At 42.7% G+C, this 13,348-nt stretch carries 12 protein-coding genes and 2 tRNA genes; 7 read left to right on the top strand and 7 right to left on the bottom strand.

From position 1 onward, the window contains the following. Positions 1-4: 4 nt before the first annotated feature. Positions 5-89: transfer RNA gene (locus HGG78_RS05725), tRNA-Tyr, on the top strand. Between the two features lie 80 nt (positions 90-169). Then, positions 170-254, top strand: a tRNA-Tyr gene (locus HGG78_RS05720). Between the two features lie 296 nt (positions 255-550). Here HGG78_RS05720 and treC read toward each other — a convergent pair. From treC to gmhB, 5 genes are all read right to left on the bottom strand, one after another. Beyond that, positions 551-2,248: an alpha,alpha-phosphotrehalase gene (gene treC, locus HGG78_RS05715; protein ID WP_172532304.1), complete on the bottom strand. Its 1,698-nt coding sequence runs from the start codon at positions 2,246-2,248 to the stop codon at positions 551-553. Between the two features lie 61 nt (positions 2,249-2,309). Beyond that, entirely contained in the window at positions 2,310-3,734 is a 1,425-nt protein-coding gene (treB, locus tag HGG78_RS05710) for a PTS trehalose transporter subunit IIBC (RefSeq protein ID WP_168522968.1), read from the bottom strand. A gap of 166 nt (positions 3,735-3,900) precedes the next feature. Next, positions 3,901-4,848, bottom strand: coding sequence for a trehalose operon repressor TreR (gene treR, locus HGG78_RS05705; protein ID WP_053310310.1), 948 nt, complete (start codon positions 4,846-4,848; stop codon positions 3,901-3,903). Between the two features lie 57 nt (positions 4,849-4,905). Then, complete coding sequence (locus HGG78_RS05700) at positions 4,906-5,232, bottom strand: MliC family protein (RefSeq protein WP_053310311.1); 327 nt, start codon at positions 5,230-5,232, stop codon at positions 4,906-4,908. A gap of 41 nt (positions 5,233-5,273) precedes the next feature. Continuing rightward, entirely contained in the window at positions 5,274-5,825 is a 552-nt protein-coding gene (gene gmhB, locus HGG78_RS05695; RefSeq protein WP_053310459.1) for a D-glycero-beta-D-manno-heptose 1,7-bisphosphate 7-phosphatase, read from the bottom strand. Between the two features lie 212 nt (positions 5,826-6,037). Here gmhB and metN point away from each other — a divergent pair, with 212 nt between their 5' ends. The 3 genes from metN to HGG78_RS05680 are packed head-to-tail and all read left to right on the top strand — an operon-like array spanning position 6,038 to position 8,597. Then, positions 6,038-7,072, top strand: a complete 1,035-nt coding sequence (metN, locus tag HGG78_RS05690; RefSeq protein ID WP_172532303.1) for a methionine ABC transporter ATP-binding protein MetN — start codon at positions 6,038-6,040, stop codon at positions 7,070-7,072. After that, positions 7,062-7,739 (top strand): methionine ABC transporter permease, encoded by a 678-nt coding sequence (locus HGG78_RS05685; protein ID WP_172532302.1) that lies wholly within the window; start codon positions 7,062-7,064, stop codon positions 7,737-7,739. The genes metN and HGG78_RS05685 overlap by 11 nt, the downstream gene beginning before the upstream one ends. A 48-nt stretch (positions 7,740-7,787) precedes the next feature. Then, a complete protein-coding gene (locus tag HGG78_RS05680) occupies positions 7,788-8,597 on the top strand; it encodes a MetQ/NlpA family lipoprotein (protein WP_171981584.1) in 810 nt (269 codons plus the stop codon). Positions 8,598-8,706: 109 nt separating this feature from the next. On the opposite strand, the gene HGG78_RS05675 is transcribed toward HGG78_RS05680, so the two are convergent. Both HGG78_RS05675 and syd read right to left on the bottom strand, forming a co-directional pair. Further along, complete coding sequence (locus HGG78_RS05675; RefSeq protein WP_053310315.1) at positions 8,707-9,483, bottom strand: Zn-ribbon-containing protein; 777 nt, start codon at positions 9,481-9,483, stop codon at positions 8,707-8,709. Between the two features lie 2 nt (positions 9,484-9,485). Continuing rightward, positions 9,486-10,031, bottom strand: coding sequence for a SecY-interacting protein (syd, locus tag HGG78_RS05670; protein WP_172532301.1), 546 nt, complete (start codon positions 10,029-10,031; stop codon positions 9,486-9,488). Positions 10,032-10,130: 99 nt separating this feature from the next. Here syd and queF point away from each other — a divergent pair, with 99 nt between their 5' ends. Both queF and HGG78_RS05660 read left to right on the top strand, forming a co-directional pair. Further along, a complete protein-coding gene (gene queF, locus HGG78_RS05665) occupies positions 10,131-10,976 on the top strand; it encodes an NADPH-dependent 7-cyano-7-deazaguanine reductase QueF (protein ID WP_053310317.1) in 846 nt (281 codons plus the stop codon). Positions 10,977-10,992: 16 nt separating this feature from the next. Then, entirely contained in the window at positions 10,993-13,260 is a 2,268-nt protein-coding gene (locus HGG78_RS05660) for a tetratricopeptide repeat protein (protein ID WP_172532300.1), read from the top strand. Positions 13,261-13,348: the final 88 nt, after the last annotated feature.

The following is a 13,348-nucleotide window of genomic DNA, read 5'->3' as shown; positions in this document are numbered from 1 at the left end:
CCCTGGAGGGGTTCCCGAGTGGCCAAAGGGAGCAGACTGTAAATCTGCCGGCTCCGCCTTCGATGGTTCGAATCCGTCCCCCTCCACCATATTCTCTCGTGAGAGAAACCTTGATTGAATCGTTGGGAAAACTTCAATCAAGCCTATTTTAAGAATAGGAAAACACCCTGGAGGGGTTCCCGAGTGGCCAAAGGGAGCAGACTGTAAATCTGCCGGCTCCGCCTTCGATGGTTCGAATCCGTCCCCCTCCACCATCTACTCAAGCCTGCTCGATGAGCAGGCTTTTTTTATACCTGCCTTTCATAGGTGATGGATGATAATGACAATCGTAGTAAATAACTGTTCACCCTAGCTTGTTAAAAACCTCGATAACTGCGTTATAACTTTTGATTTTAGAACAAATACTTATCGAAAAATCCCACCTTGTCCTCAAGCTTTTATCCTACGCTATTTCTGATCACTTACTTACTGTGATTGGTATAAAAAAGGCTTCAAGTCACTAAACTTGAAGCCTGAAGATTGGCCCTATAGGGGAAGGACTCAATCAGGATTAAAGATCAACCAAGATGATTCTGGTTTCATAAGGTCGCAATATTTGATGTTCGAGTACTTTTGATGAGCCGAACCTGTTGTAATTACCCAGTACATATTTCGCTTTTTCGAGTGGTAATTCTACAGGCAGTACACACTCTTCTTCTCGGTCGTAATAGTTGTTAATGCAGATAAGCGCTTGCTTCTTGTCTTGACGCTTATACGCAAAAATAGAAGGGTGTTCTGGCAGTAAGTCTACGTAGTCGCCGCTGGTGATCACTGGGATCTCTTTTCGTAAAGCAATCAAACGTTGATAGAAGTAAAAAACCGAATCCTTATCTTCGAGTGCACGCTCGGCATTGACTTGTCGGTAGTTCCCAGCCACTTCTAGCCACGGTTTTACTGAGCTAAAGCCAGCAAACGCTTTGCCATTCCACTGCATCGGCGTTCGTGAGTTATCACGCGATTTCTGCGCAAGAATAGCGATCATATCGTCATGACTGACACCTTGTTGATGCACCATAATGTCATACATGTTGGTACTCTCGACATCCTGATACTGCGAAATCGAAGTGTAACCAGGGTTAGTCATGCCAATTTCTTCACCTTGATAAACATAAGGTGTACCTTGCATCATATGTACTGAAGCGGCGAGCATTTTGGCTGATTCGACCCGGTAGCGTTTGTCATTTCCCAAACGGCTAACAATGCGCGGTTGATCATGGTTACACCAAAACAACGCCCCCCACCCTTTGCCATTCAAACCTACCTGCCAATGGTTAAAGATCTGCTTAAGCTGCAAAAAATCAAAAGGCGCATTGGTCCATTTATCACCATTTGAATAATCCACTTTTAGATGATGAAAGTTAAAGACCATCGATAACTCTTTGCCATCTAAGCGTGAATATTGTTGGCAATGCTCTAAGGTGGTGGATGACATTTCGCCAACTGTAACACTACCGTATTGCTGGAACACGGCTTGGCTTATCTCTTGTAGATATTCGTGAACTCGCGGCCCATCGGTATAGAAACGACGACCATCACCGCTGTCGTCACTCGGAAAGTCTTGCTGTTTAGAGATAAGATTAATGACATCTAAACGAAAACCATCGACGCCCTTCTTCGCCCAAAAATCAATAACCTGCTTAACTTCATCGCGCACTTTGGGGTTTTCCCAATTGAGATCAGCTTGCTCTTTAGCAAATAAATGCAGGTAGTATTGACCAGTCGCGTCATCCAATGCCCAAGCACTGCCACCGAATTTCGATTGCCAGTTATTGGGTACATCACCATCGATTGGATCTTGCCAAATGTAGTAGTCACGATAAGGGCTCGATTTATCCCCCAAAGCCGACTGAAACCACGCATGTGCAGTAGAGGTATGGTTAACCACAATATCCATAATAATACGGATACCTTTTTGATGGGCTTGCGCGAGCAGATCATCAAAGTCTTGCATGCAGCCAAACTCTGGATTCACATCATAGTAGTCAGAAATATCATAGCCGTTATCTACCATTGGTGATGAGTAGATTGGGGTTAACCAAATCGCATCAATGCCCAAGGTTTGCAGATAATCGAGCTTAGAGATAATTCCTCGGATATCTCCCGTACCTTTACTTCCACTATCACAAAAGCTTTTAGGATAAATTTGATAAATGGTGGCCGTTTTCCACCAATTAGCATCGATATTCATTGAAGAATTAATGATTGTCATCAAACAAACTCACTTACAAAAATGACAATGAGCAACAACAAATGCCGTTGCTCATAAAAAATTATGCTGCTACAGGTTCCAATTCGCCTTTCATTTGCGCGCGTTTATAAAGGAAAAGCGTCAAAAATGCAGGGATGATCATCGCCACTAGCATAGCGACTGCATAGATACCCCAATATTGTGGCTGAATAGAGAGAATGCCTGGCAATCCACCAACACCGATACCATTTGCCATCACACCAGCGCTACCACAAATAGCCGCCGCGACAGCGCTACCAATCATTGCGCTCAACATCGGAAATTTATACTTCAAGTTGATCCCGTACATCGCAGGCTCAGTGACACCAAGATAAGCAGAAATAGCGGCAGGAACGGAAATATCACGCTCGCCGTGCTTTTTACTGATGATAATGATGCCCACTACAGCAGAAGCTTGTGCAATATTTGACAGTGCAATCAATGGCCAAATCGGTGTTCCACCTAATTCTTGCATTAACTGTAGGTCAACGGCGTTGGTTGTATGGTGAATCCCGGTAATCACCAGTGGTGCGTATAAGAAGCCAAAAACCATTGAACCGATTACAGCAAAATCACCGGTCATTGCCGCTTTAGCCGCAAAGGCTACGCCATTACCCAATACACGACCAAATGGCCCGATCAATGCGTGCGCTAAAATCACCGATAGAATGATCGATACAAATGGCACCACCACCAGATATAAATAAGCAGGAACAATTCGTTTCAAATTGGTTTCAATAAAGGCTAATGCCACACCAGCCAACATCGCAGGAATAACTTGTGCCTGATAACCTACTTTTTCAATAACAAATAACCCGAAGTCCCATGCCTCTGGTACTTGCTTACCGATTAAATAGGCATTCATCAATTGAGGAGAGACCAGCGTCACACCAAGCGTAATACCTAAAATTGGCGTCCCCCCCAGTTTCTTGACCGTCGACCAACACACACCGACAGGTAGGAAGAAGAAAATAGCCTCGCCAATCAGCCATAAGAAAGAGTGGACCGTGGCCCAAAACTGGCTGATCTCGACTAGAGTTTTACCATCGAACATTCGAATGTCACCAATGACATTACGAAAGCCGAGGATCAAACCACCGGTGATAATTGCAGGAAGTAGGGGAACAAAAATTTCAGCAAGGTGTGAGATCCCACGCTCTAAAAAGTTCATATTCTGACGAGCAGCTTGCTTCGCTTCATCTTTGGATGATGCATCTTTACCGGCTAACTCGATTAAAACCGCATACACATCATCTACTTCAGTCCCAATAACCACTTGAAACTGACCGGCATTAGTGAAGCAGCCCTTGACGAGGCTCATTGCCTCAAGCCCTTTTGGATCTGCTTTATCCGTATCATTCAATACAAAGCGCAAACGAGTCAAACAGTGACTCACACTCGCAATATTCTCTTTTCCACCCACCAGCTCGATAATACGAGCAACATCTTGCTTCGCTATTTTGGCCATACCCTTGTCCACCCTATATTGGAATTTTGTTTATTGTTCTCTTTAGTGGGAACATTCCCATCAACACGGAAATATTGACATAAATAATAAAATACTAAAATGGGAACAGTCCCATAAATTGAATGTGATCACAGAGTAATTTTAATTCACATGATTAAAGAATAAGTTACTTGATCAAAGGTAATTGTGTGATACGCACACAATCGGTTTCACCGTTTAATTGAGAAACCAGAAGATTAGCCGCTTTTTTACCAGCTTGGCTGTAACCTGGATCGATACTGTAAACATTAGGAAATAGGAATGACAACAGTTCATTACCGCCAACTCCCGTCACTGTGATGTCATCGCGTCCCAACTCTTGAAGACGCTTGATAACCCCAAGAGCTAAAGTATCACTCGCACAAACAATGGCTTGAGTTTCAGCACAAAGCACCTCATCAACAAGTTGGTAGGCACTTTCATGATGTAAACGACCAGTACGATAATGTGGAGAATGGCCGTTGAGTTGACACCATTTCAGATAAGATTCTAGTCGTAAACTGCCCGTGGTTTTATCACTAGGATCCACCCCAATGTAGGCAATATTCTCAATACCCTGCTCGCTTAAATGTCTCAACGCACCTTGAATGATTGCATCGTTATCATAGTTTATTGATGATACACATTCCGTATCCATAGAGATAACCACTGCCCGTGAGGTCCATAGACTTAATTGATCAACATCGAGATCGGTAAACCCAAAAACAATCACCCCATCGACATTGCGTTTTCGCAGTACTTCAAGATGCTCATTGGTTTTATAACGATCGAATTGGCTTTCCATGATCACTACATCATAGCCATGTTGATAAAGTGATTGCAAAATGTTGCCGACAACTCGGTTCTCTGATGGAGAATCAAGACGAGAAATAATGACCCCGATAACTTTCTGGCTGCCACCGCGCATCAATTGAGCAGACTTTGATGGGACATAACCAGAATCTTGAATCACACGTTCTACTTTAGCTCTGGTTTCCGGTTTCACTTTAGGATCGTTGGTAAGAACCCGAGACACCGTTGACTTACCAACACCAGAAAGCTTTGCGATATCCAAAATAGTGAGTTTTCTGCTCATGCTGACCTATTAAATGAAGAAGATAAAACGGCGTTAGCACAACCGTATTAGAGAAAATTATTGAATTTTACACGCTTTATAAAACGTAGAACTCAATTCGAGGGTCGCTTCATCACCTTTGGTATGCAGCATTACCGATTGAGGATTGCTTTTATCATCAAGTACATATTTAACACCCGATGCAGCAGGAACTTGAAGCAGAGTGTATTGTTTGCCACCGACCCGTAAAAGCGCTGATTGTTGATCCGGGTAAGAAACATCAAACGAGCCACCAGCAGCACATTGATAATGCTGCAACAAAGGAGCATCACTACCTGTCAACGTTTGTGAACACCCCGCTAATAATAATGTTGCCGATAAAAATACAAATAAGCCATTCTTCATATCAACTCCAATAAAAAAGGCCACACAGTGACCTTAATTAGCTACTTAGCCAAAAAAGCTGGAACCTCTCGGATACTATCAAGTACAACCGAGGCTAATGCTTCGCCTTGTTCAGTTACCGGTTTTCCGGTTCGTACTAAAATCTTGGTACCAACACCTGCGGCTTCTGCAGCCATCATATCTTCCGCTTTATCGCCCACCATCACCGACTTCTCCATATCAATCTTGAGAAAGTCTCGCGCAGAGATAAACATACCGGGTTTTGGCTTACGGCAGTCGCAATCTTCTTTGTACTTACCTTGACCATGTTCTGCATGGTGAGGACAGTAATAAAAGCCGTCAAATTCAACCCCGTGATCAACAAAGTTCCAATCCATCCATTGCGTCAACGACAAGAAACGATCTTCGCTGAATTTACCACGCGCAATGCCTGATTGGTTTGTAACTAAGACCAACATATAGCCCATGTCTTGTAACTTCTTCGTTGCTTCAAACACACCATCAATAAACTCGAAGTCATGTTCATCATGCACATAACCATGGTCCACGTTGATCACGCCATCGCGATCTAAAAACACTGCTGGTTTAGCCAAAATTACTCTCTCATTTCGGGAATCTGCAACAATTATTGCACGCTTTATTTCTTTCATCACTACCTAATTACTTTATGGTTTAACCGTCACAACCATTTAGACGTCTAGACGTAAAAATATCTATTGACTTAAATCAAATTAAGCCATAGCATCGTCTACAAAGTGAGATAGAGTTCAAGATTTTATTCTGTTATCCCTGCACAGGTTTTCCCATGATTCAAATTAATCAAGTCAATAAGGTGTTCTATCAAGGCACTAAACAAATTAATGCGTTGAAAGATATCAATCTTCACATTAAGCAAGGCACTATTTTTGGTGTTATCGGTTCTTCGGGTGCGGGGAAAAGTACACTGATCCGTTGCGTTAACATGTTAGAAGCACCAACAACTGGCTCTGTGATTGTTGACGGTGTTGATCTGACTAAATTAAGTAAGTCTGAATTGAGTAAAGCTCGTCGAAACATCGGGATGATTTTCCAGCATTTCAATCTACTTTCATCTCGAACGGTATTTGCCAATGTCGCTCTACCACTAGAGCTTGCAGGAATAGACAAATCAGCAATCGATAATAAAGTGACTGAGTTACTGCAATTAGTAGGTTTGGCTGATAAACGGGATACTTATCCAGCGAATCTTAGTGGTGGTCAAAAACAGCGTGTTGCTATTGCTCGCGCTCTGGCTTCAGACCCTAAGGTTCTATTGTGCGATGAAGCGACCAGTGCTCTAGACCCTGCGACTACCCAATCAATTTTAGAGTTGTTAAAAGAGATCAACCGTTCGCTAAACATCACTATATTGCTGATCACCCATGAAATGGATGTGGTTAAAAGCATTTGTCATGAAGTGGCGATCATCGGTGATGGTGAGTTGGTAGAAAAAGGCACCGTAGGTGAAATTTTCGCTCACCCTAAAACAACTTTAGCGCACCAATTTATTCGCTCAACGTTGGATCTTTCTATTCCTGAAGATTATCAAGCGCGTTTGCAATCGACTCGTGTCGCAAACAGCTACCCTTTGGTTCGTTTAGAGTTCACAGGGGCTACCGTTGATGCGCCACTGATGACACAAATTGCTCGCAAATTTAATATTGATGTCAGTATTTTGAGTTCAGACTTAGATTACGCAGGCGGCGTAAAATTCGGCATGATGGTCGCTGAGTTATTTGGTAATGAAGCAGACGATAATGCTGCGCTAGAGTTTCTTCGTGAAAACAATGTAAAAGTAGAGGTACTTGGTTATGTCCTTTAATACAGTGACAGATTGGTTGAGCTTAAATGGCGATCTCCTACTGATGGCGACATGGCAAACATTCTACATGGTAGCCGTTGCAGGGATTGTTGGTTTTGCGGTCGGTATTCCGCTAGGGGTAATTTTGCATACCAGTAAAAAAGGTGGGCTACTAGAGAACACCAAACTGAATAGCATTCTCGGCGCGGTTGTGAATGTCGGACGCTCTGTGCCTTTTCTGGTATTGATGGTTGCTATTATCCCTGTCACCAAATTACTGGTTGGCACCTTTATTGGTACTACCGCAGCCATTGTTCCTCTCACTATTGGTGCTATTCCATTTGTCGCTCGATTAATTGAAAGTGCGCTGTTGGAAGTTCCTACTGGCCTTGTTGAGGCAGCGCAATCGATGGGTGCAACACCAATGCAGATCATTCGTAAAGTGCTACTTCCTGAAGCACTACCAACCATAGTTAATTCTATTACTATCACACTGGTGACTTTGGTTAGCTACTCTGCCATGGCCGGTACTGTTGGCGGTGGTGGTTTAGGCGATGTAGCCATTCGTTATGGTTTCCACCGTTACGATGTTGGCATTATGGCTGTCACTGTGGTGATGTTGATTGTGCTCGTGCAAATTATTCAGTCGATCGGTGACACTTTCGTTCGCCGCGTCGATCACAGATAAATCATACTAAAAACAAACACAGATTCATTTTATAACAAGGAGTTAATTATGAAATTTAGCCTTAAGGGTTTACTTACCATCGCCATCTCGGCTTCGGCACTTGTGCTTGCTGGCTGTGGTGAAAAAGCGGTAGATAACAGCAAAATCAAAGTGGGTGTTATTGCTGGTGCTGAAGCTCAAGTTGCTGAAGTTGCAGCTAAAGTCGCCAAAGAAAAATACAACCTAGATGTTGAGCTAGTAACATTTACTGATTATGTAACACCCAATGCTGCTTTAGATGATGGCTCTATCGACATCAACGCATTCCAACACAAACCATATCTAGATCAACAAATTACTGACCGTGGTTATAAATTGGCGATTGCAGGCAATACTTTTGTTTACCCAATTGCTGGTTACTCAAAGCAAGTTAAATCCGTCGATGAAATTCAAGATGGCTCACGCATTGCTGTACCGAACGACCCAACAAACCTTGGCCGCTCTTTACTGTTACTACAACAACAAGGTCTGATCACCTTGCGTGAGGGTGCTGGTCTTCTAGCAACAGTGCGTGACATCGTTGCCAACCCAAAAAATATCACGATTATTGAACTTGATGCAGCTCAACTTCCCCGCTCACTGGATGATGTAGCGCTATCAATCATCAACACAACTTACGCCAGCTCAATCAACTTAACACCAGAAAAAGATGGTGTATTTGTTGAAGATAAAGAGTCACCATATGTGAACTTAATTGTGGCTCGTGAAGATAACGCGCAGGCAGAAAATGTCACTAATTTCGTCAAAGCGTACCAGACGGATGAAGTATACCAAGCAGCATCTCAAATCTTTGCTGGCGGTGCCGTTAAAGGTTGGTAATCGCAGTATGAGCGAAAGCTCTAAGCGCAAAAAAAAACCAAAGCCGATACACAATGTATCGGCTTTTTCATATCTGACAGTTGTTAATAGACGAATAAAATCACTCAGGCTACTTAATATGATCCCAAGACATATTAGACACTATGCGGCACTCATCGCATTTGAAATGGAAGATATCGTGCTCGGGTTCATCTAATAACCATTCGCCCCCACACTTTGGACACTTACGAGCTTGTTCATCAGCCAAGCTTTTACCACCAACACGATATTGATAATAATAAGTAGGAATTTGCGTTAAATATTCAATACGACCACGAAGATCCCAACCACGTAGAAACAACACACTATCGGTATCGCATATCTCATGTAGAGCGGCGTGCTCAGCTCTACATCCACCAGCCATTTGAATTTCATCACACGCTTGCCATTCGGTTTGCCACTTGATCACCGCCTTATGATCACCATTTAAGGTTGGAGGGTTACGGTACAACGGAATAGGCAACAGTGTTTCACCACTGCGTAATGGCGAGCAGGTATGTACATAAGTGGTATAAAGAATTTGCCAGCTAGGCGACTCCTCTTCTGCCGCCTGCTCAGAATTTAAGTCTCGCCCTAACAAGCGAGCCTTGGGGGAAAGTAAACTGGCATCAGCTAAACGATTCAAGCACACCTTAACAAAATCAGAATGATACTTAGGGTGCAGACTGTCTTCCTCTGGGCAGACAACTCGTACAAAAAACTCGCCATCGCCCATTACGATAGGAAACTCACGGCCAAGTACTTGTCCATTGTAGCGAAGCGCATCCATCAATCCATTAATGGCTTTATCCACTGCAGAGACCGTGGTGTTATCAAAACATTCAAACTGTAATTCGACGACGTACATGGTTACACCACTGGCTCAAGGTTGGCTAAAAACTCAGCAATATTTTCAGCAAGTACATCACGCTTGTCAGTTCCTAACCGCTCTAGAATTACATTACCCGATAAGTTGCAGATCGAGATCACATCCAATTCGGCATCTGTCGCTGCAATAAATATCGTTGGTTTTAGCTTTAAACGGCGCTGAGTCACTAAATGCCCGAGAATATTTTCCTGTAAGCGTACAAAGTCATCCTCACTCCACACTTGCAGTAACGCAAGCTCATTGCCTTGCCATGCCGCCTGCATATCAGCACAAAACTGCACACCATAAAATGCTTTAATATCATCGTGCAATGCCAGTTCTATCGCGGCTTCAACATTACTAAAATCGGCTTGATGTTCACGTACAATCGCTTTCCACGCCACACTATCGGCATGCTTAACCGCAACACAAGGGGAATCAAAATCAACCAACTCCTCACTACGAGGTAACTCTCCATGTTTGCTTTGGTAGGTTTCAAGATAGCGCTGAGTAAACGAGAGTAAGGCTTGATCGGCAGTTTGAGCCATGAAATTCTCCATTATTAGAGCTCTACAGTCTTGTTTAATGACAGAAACCATAGGATTGCGTAAAATTCCGCTTATTCTAATCGAATTGACTTTAAAAGTATGAGCAAATATTCAGACGCGAAAGAGTTAGCAGGGTTAACTCTCGGAAAAAAAACCGAATACGCCAACCAATATGATCCAAGCCTATTGCAACCAGTACCACGTAGCCTAAACCGAAACGATCTTGCTTTAGGAGATACTCTACCTTTCAAAGGTTGTGATATCTGGACCTTGTATGAGCTCTCTTGGCTCAATGATAAAGGGCTACCTCAAGTAGCGATTGGTGATGTGGCTATACCAGCAACGAGCGCCAATTTGATTGAATCAAAGTCATTCAAGCTATATCTCAACAGCTATAATCAAACCAAAATTGGCACTTGGGAAGAAGTGCAACAGCGTTTGATTGATGATTTATCCAACTGCGCAGGTGAACCGGTAAGCGTCACACTGCACCCAGTACAACGCTATACTGAACAAGCGATTGTCAGTATGCTAGGTGACTGCATTGATGACCAAGATATTGAAATCAGCAGTTATGATTTTGATGCGAGCTTGCTTGAAGATTCAGCTCAAGGTGACATCGTTGAAGAGTCACTGCATAGCCATTTATTAAAATCTAATTGCTTGATTACCAACCAACCAGACTGGGGGAGCGTGGAGATCCAGTATCAGGGTCAACAAATCAATCGTGAAGCTCTGCTACGCTATATCGTCTCATTTCGTGAACATAATGAGTTCCACGAACAGTGTGTTGAACGGATTTTTAGCGATATCATGCACTACTGCAAGCCAAGCCGTTTAACCGTATATGCCAGGTATACTCGTCGTGGCGGTTTGGATATCAACCCATATCGCTCAACACAACACGATAAGCCAGCACACAACCAACGCATGGCTCGCCAATAAAAGGATTAACACTAGGATGAACAACGTGCGCTGGAAGTTTTTACTCAGTTTGCTTGTAGCTCTGTTCCCATTGGCTACTCAGGCGACGATTTACACATCGCCGACACTTAATGAAGCCAATGGATTGGTTGACATTTCACCCAATCAAGCCAAAAGCCTTACTACTCAGTATCTAAACCAGCGCAAATTGGCCGATAAAACAGAAAAAAATCCGTCAACGATTTCCAGAGACGAAACCGACAGTAGAATAAGAACACCTGGCAGCACGGTCGATGCTTTACAAATTTTGGCTCAGGCAGAATTTAACCTGCGCAACTTCAATGCTGCAATACAAACACTCAATCAAGCCGAGTTGCTGACTCGACAATATCAATTGTCTTATCTTGAATTGGACGTAGAAATATTAAAGACCCGCCTTATTTGGCAAAACAGTGGTGATGCTAGCGCCGCACGTGAAGCCCTTAGAAGCATTACAGCAAAGTATGATTCAATAAAAAACGCAGACCAGCTGGCCAAAGGCATTGACTATAAAATCACACTACTCAGAGCTGAAATCGCCTCCAAAGCCTATGATATTGAACTTGCCAATAAACTGTTCGCTGACTTAAAACCTTATGTCGATACTTTGCAGTCTCCAAAACCAATTATCGAGTATCACCTAGTGGTCGGCGGGCACTACCTTGATCATGGTTTTTATAATCTTGCGCTGTCAGAGCTGTTGATCTCTTACTGGAGCGCAATTGAAAGCAACTCCAGCGCATTACTTGCCAAAACCAATACCCGACTCGCCCAACTATTTTTTGAGCGAAAAGTACTTGATAAAGCGATTACATACTTATCTCAAGCTGCTGATTTTTATGATAACTATAAAGACTCACCGGTTCTGGCTGATGTTTTACAGCGCATGGGCGATATCTACTACCAACAAGGTAAATATAATTTAGCGCTGGTTCACTATTTTAACGTTATCGATCATGAAAATAGCCGCAATGATATGGAAAAAATTATCGAAGTCCGTATAAGTCTGGCTGCCACTTACTTGAATTTGTACAACTTTACGTTGACCGAACAATACCTATCGCGCGCTGAACAGTTACTGACGATTTCTGATGTACCACGACTAAAAGCTCACACCTTACTACTGCATGCCGGCTTAGCTTTTCATCAAAATCAAGCATCGTTGGTGCTCTCTAATGCGCAACAAGCATTAGAGATCGGCAATAAAATTAAAGATGCTGATATTCAAGAAAAAGCATATCAACTACTGTCTCTCGGTTATGAGAAAAATGGTCAGTACACGAAAGCACTAGAAAATATCAAACGCGGTAACACCTTATCGAAAATCCGCCAAGAAAAGCTCAATCAAATCAGTGAAGAAGCTTTTCGCCAACAAAAAGAGTTCATCGAACAAACTTTGCATTTGGTCGGTCAAGAAAAAGCACTGCTACAAACTCAAGAAGAATACAGAAAATTCCAAAAAATTGCCTTTGTACTCTTTATGCTCTCAGTGGTGCTATTTCTATTTTTACTGCGCCGAGGCTACATCATTCAACGTCAAGATGAAGAGATCGATGAATTAAATAGCAATTTATTTACCCATTCACGTTCACGACTGCGTAACCTACGAATGCTTAATGCCAAGCTGCCTTCTTCACTGCAAAAAAGCAGCCGCAATTTCGAACAGTGGCATATCGGAGAGTTGATCCACGAACCTCTCAATGATCGTCTGCGCTTTGTGATGGTTGATGTGCCCTTCCTACGTAATATGTATTTGCAACATGGTTACTCAGTTGGGTTAGAGCTGGAACATCAATTTGGTGAGTTTTTAAAATCAAAAGTAGCCGACCCTGCTCGTATCTATCACTTTTGTGATGCTAATCTTTTGTATATTGAACCCAATATTGATCGCAACACACCACCAGAAAACGCGTTTAAACTGCTCCAAGGCTGGATTAATGAATTTCAACCAGAACGTCGATTGAATCGTATTATTCGAATGGGGATCGCAGATTACCCATTCTTACCTAGAGCTTATACGGCTATTAATGATAAAGAATTACTGGATATCCTGTTAATGGCAACTAGTGTTGCTCGAGAATTGAGTATGAAAGAAGGTGTTAGTCAGTGGGTCTACCTAAAAGCCATTGATAACGCTCCGGCAGCAAGCTTTGCTTCCAGCAATATTCGTAAATCTTGTAAACATGCGATCAACCAAGGGTTAATTAAGGTGCATTCTTCCTATAAGAATGAGGAGAGCATCAAAAAACTCTTAAAAGATGGGTAATTACTAAACATTCAATGCGTTAAAGCCGTGACGTGGTCAATTAATTTGTTATTATCGATAAATCAATTAATAGGATCATTATTGATCC

Source organism: Vibrio aestuarianus (assembly GCF_012395185.1).
Taxonomy (GTDB): Bacteria; Pseudomonadota; Gammaproteobacteria; order Enterobacterales; family Vibrionaceae; genus Vibrio; species Vibrio aestuarianus.
The sequence above is the reverse complement of the archived record's forward strand: the minus strand, read 5'-3'. Positions and strand labels throughout refer to the sequence as shown.

What these genes read in the sequence shown, in the direction of transcription:
- treC (WP_172532304.1), bottom strand. Translation starts at nt 2,248, where the DNA reads ATGACAATCATTAATTCTTCAATGAATATCGATGCTAATTGGTGGAAA.
- HGG78_RS05660 (WP_172532300.1), top strand. Translation starts at nt 10,993, where the DNA reads ATGAACAACGTGCGCTGGAAGTTTTTACTCAGTTTGCTTGTAGCTCTG.
- metN (WP_172532303.1), top strand. Translation starts at nt 6,038, where the DNA reads ATGATTCAAATTAATCAAGTCAATAAGGTGTTCTATCAAGGCACTAAA.
- treB (WP_168522968.1), bottom strand. Translation starts at nt 3,734, where the DNA reads ATGGCCAAAATAGCGAAGCAAGATGTTGCTCGTATTATCGAGCTGGTG.
- treR (WP_053310310.1), bottom strand. Translation starts at nt 4,848, where the DNA reads ATGAGCAGAAAACTCACTATTTTGGATATCGCAAAGCTTTCTGGTGTT.
- HGG78_RS05680 (WP_171981584.1), top strand. Translation starts at nt 7,788, where the DNA reads ATGAAATTTAGCCTTAAGGGTTTACTTACCATCGCCATCTCGGCTTCG.
- HGG78_RS05675 (WP_053310315.1), bottom strand. Translation starts at nt 9,483, where the DNA reads ATGTACGTCGTCGAATTACAGTTTGAATGTTTTGATAACACCACGGTC.
- HGG78_RS05685 (WP_172532302.1), top strand. Translation starts at nt 7,062, where the DNA reads ATGTCCTTTAATACAGTGACAGATTGGTTGAGCTTAAATGGCGATCTC.
- queF (WP_053310317.1), top strand. Translation starts at nt 10,131, where the DNA reads ATGAGCAAATATTCAGACGCGAAAGAGTTAGCAGGGTTAACTCTCGGA.
- HGG78_RS05700 (WP_053310311.1), bottom strand. Translation starts at nt 5,232, where the DNA reads ATGAAGAATGGCTTATTTGTATTTTTATCGGCAACATTATTATTAGCG.
- syd (WP_172532301.1), bottom strand. Translation starts at nt 10,031, where the DNA reads ATGGCTCAAACTGCCGATCAAGCCTTACTCTCGTTTACTCAGCGCTAT.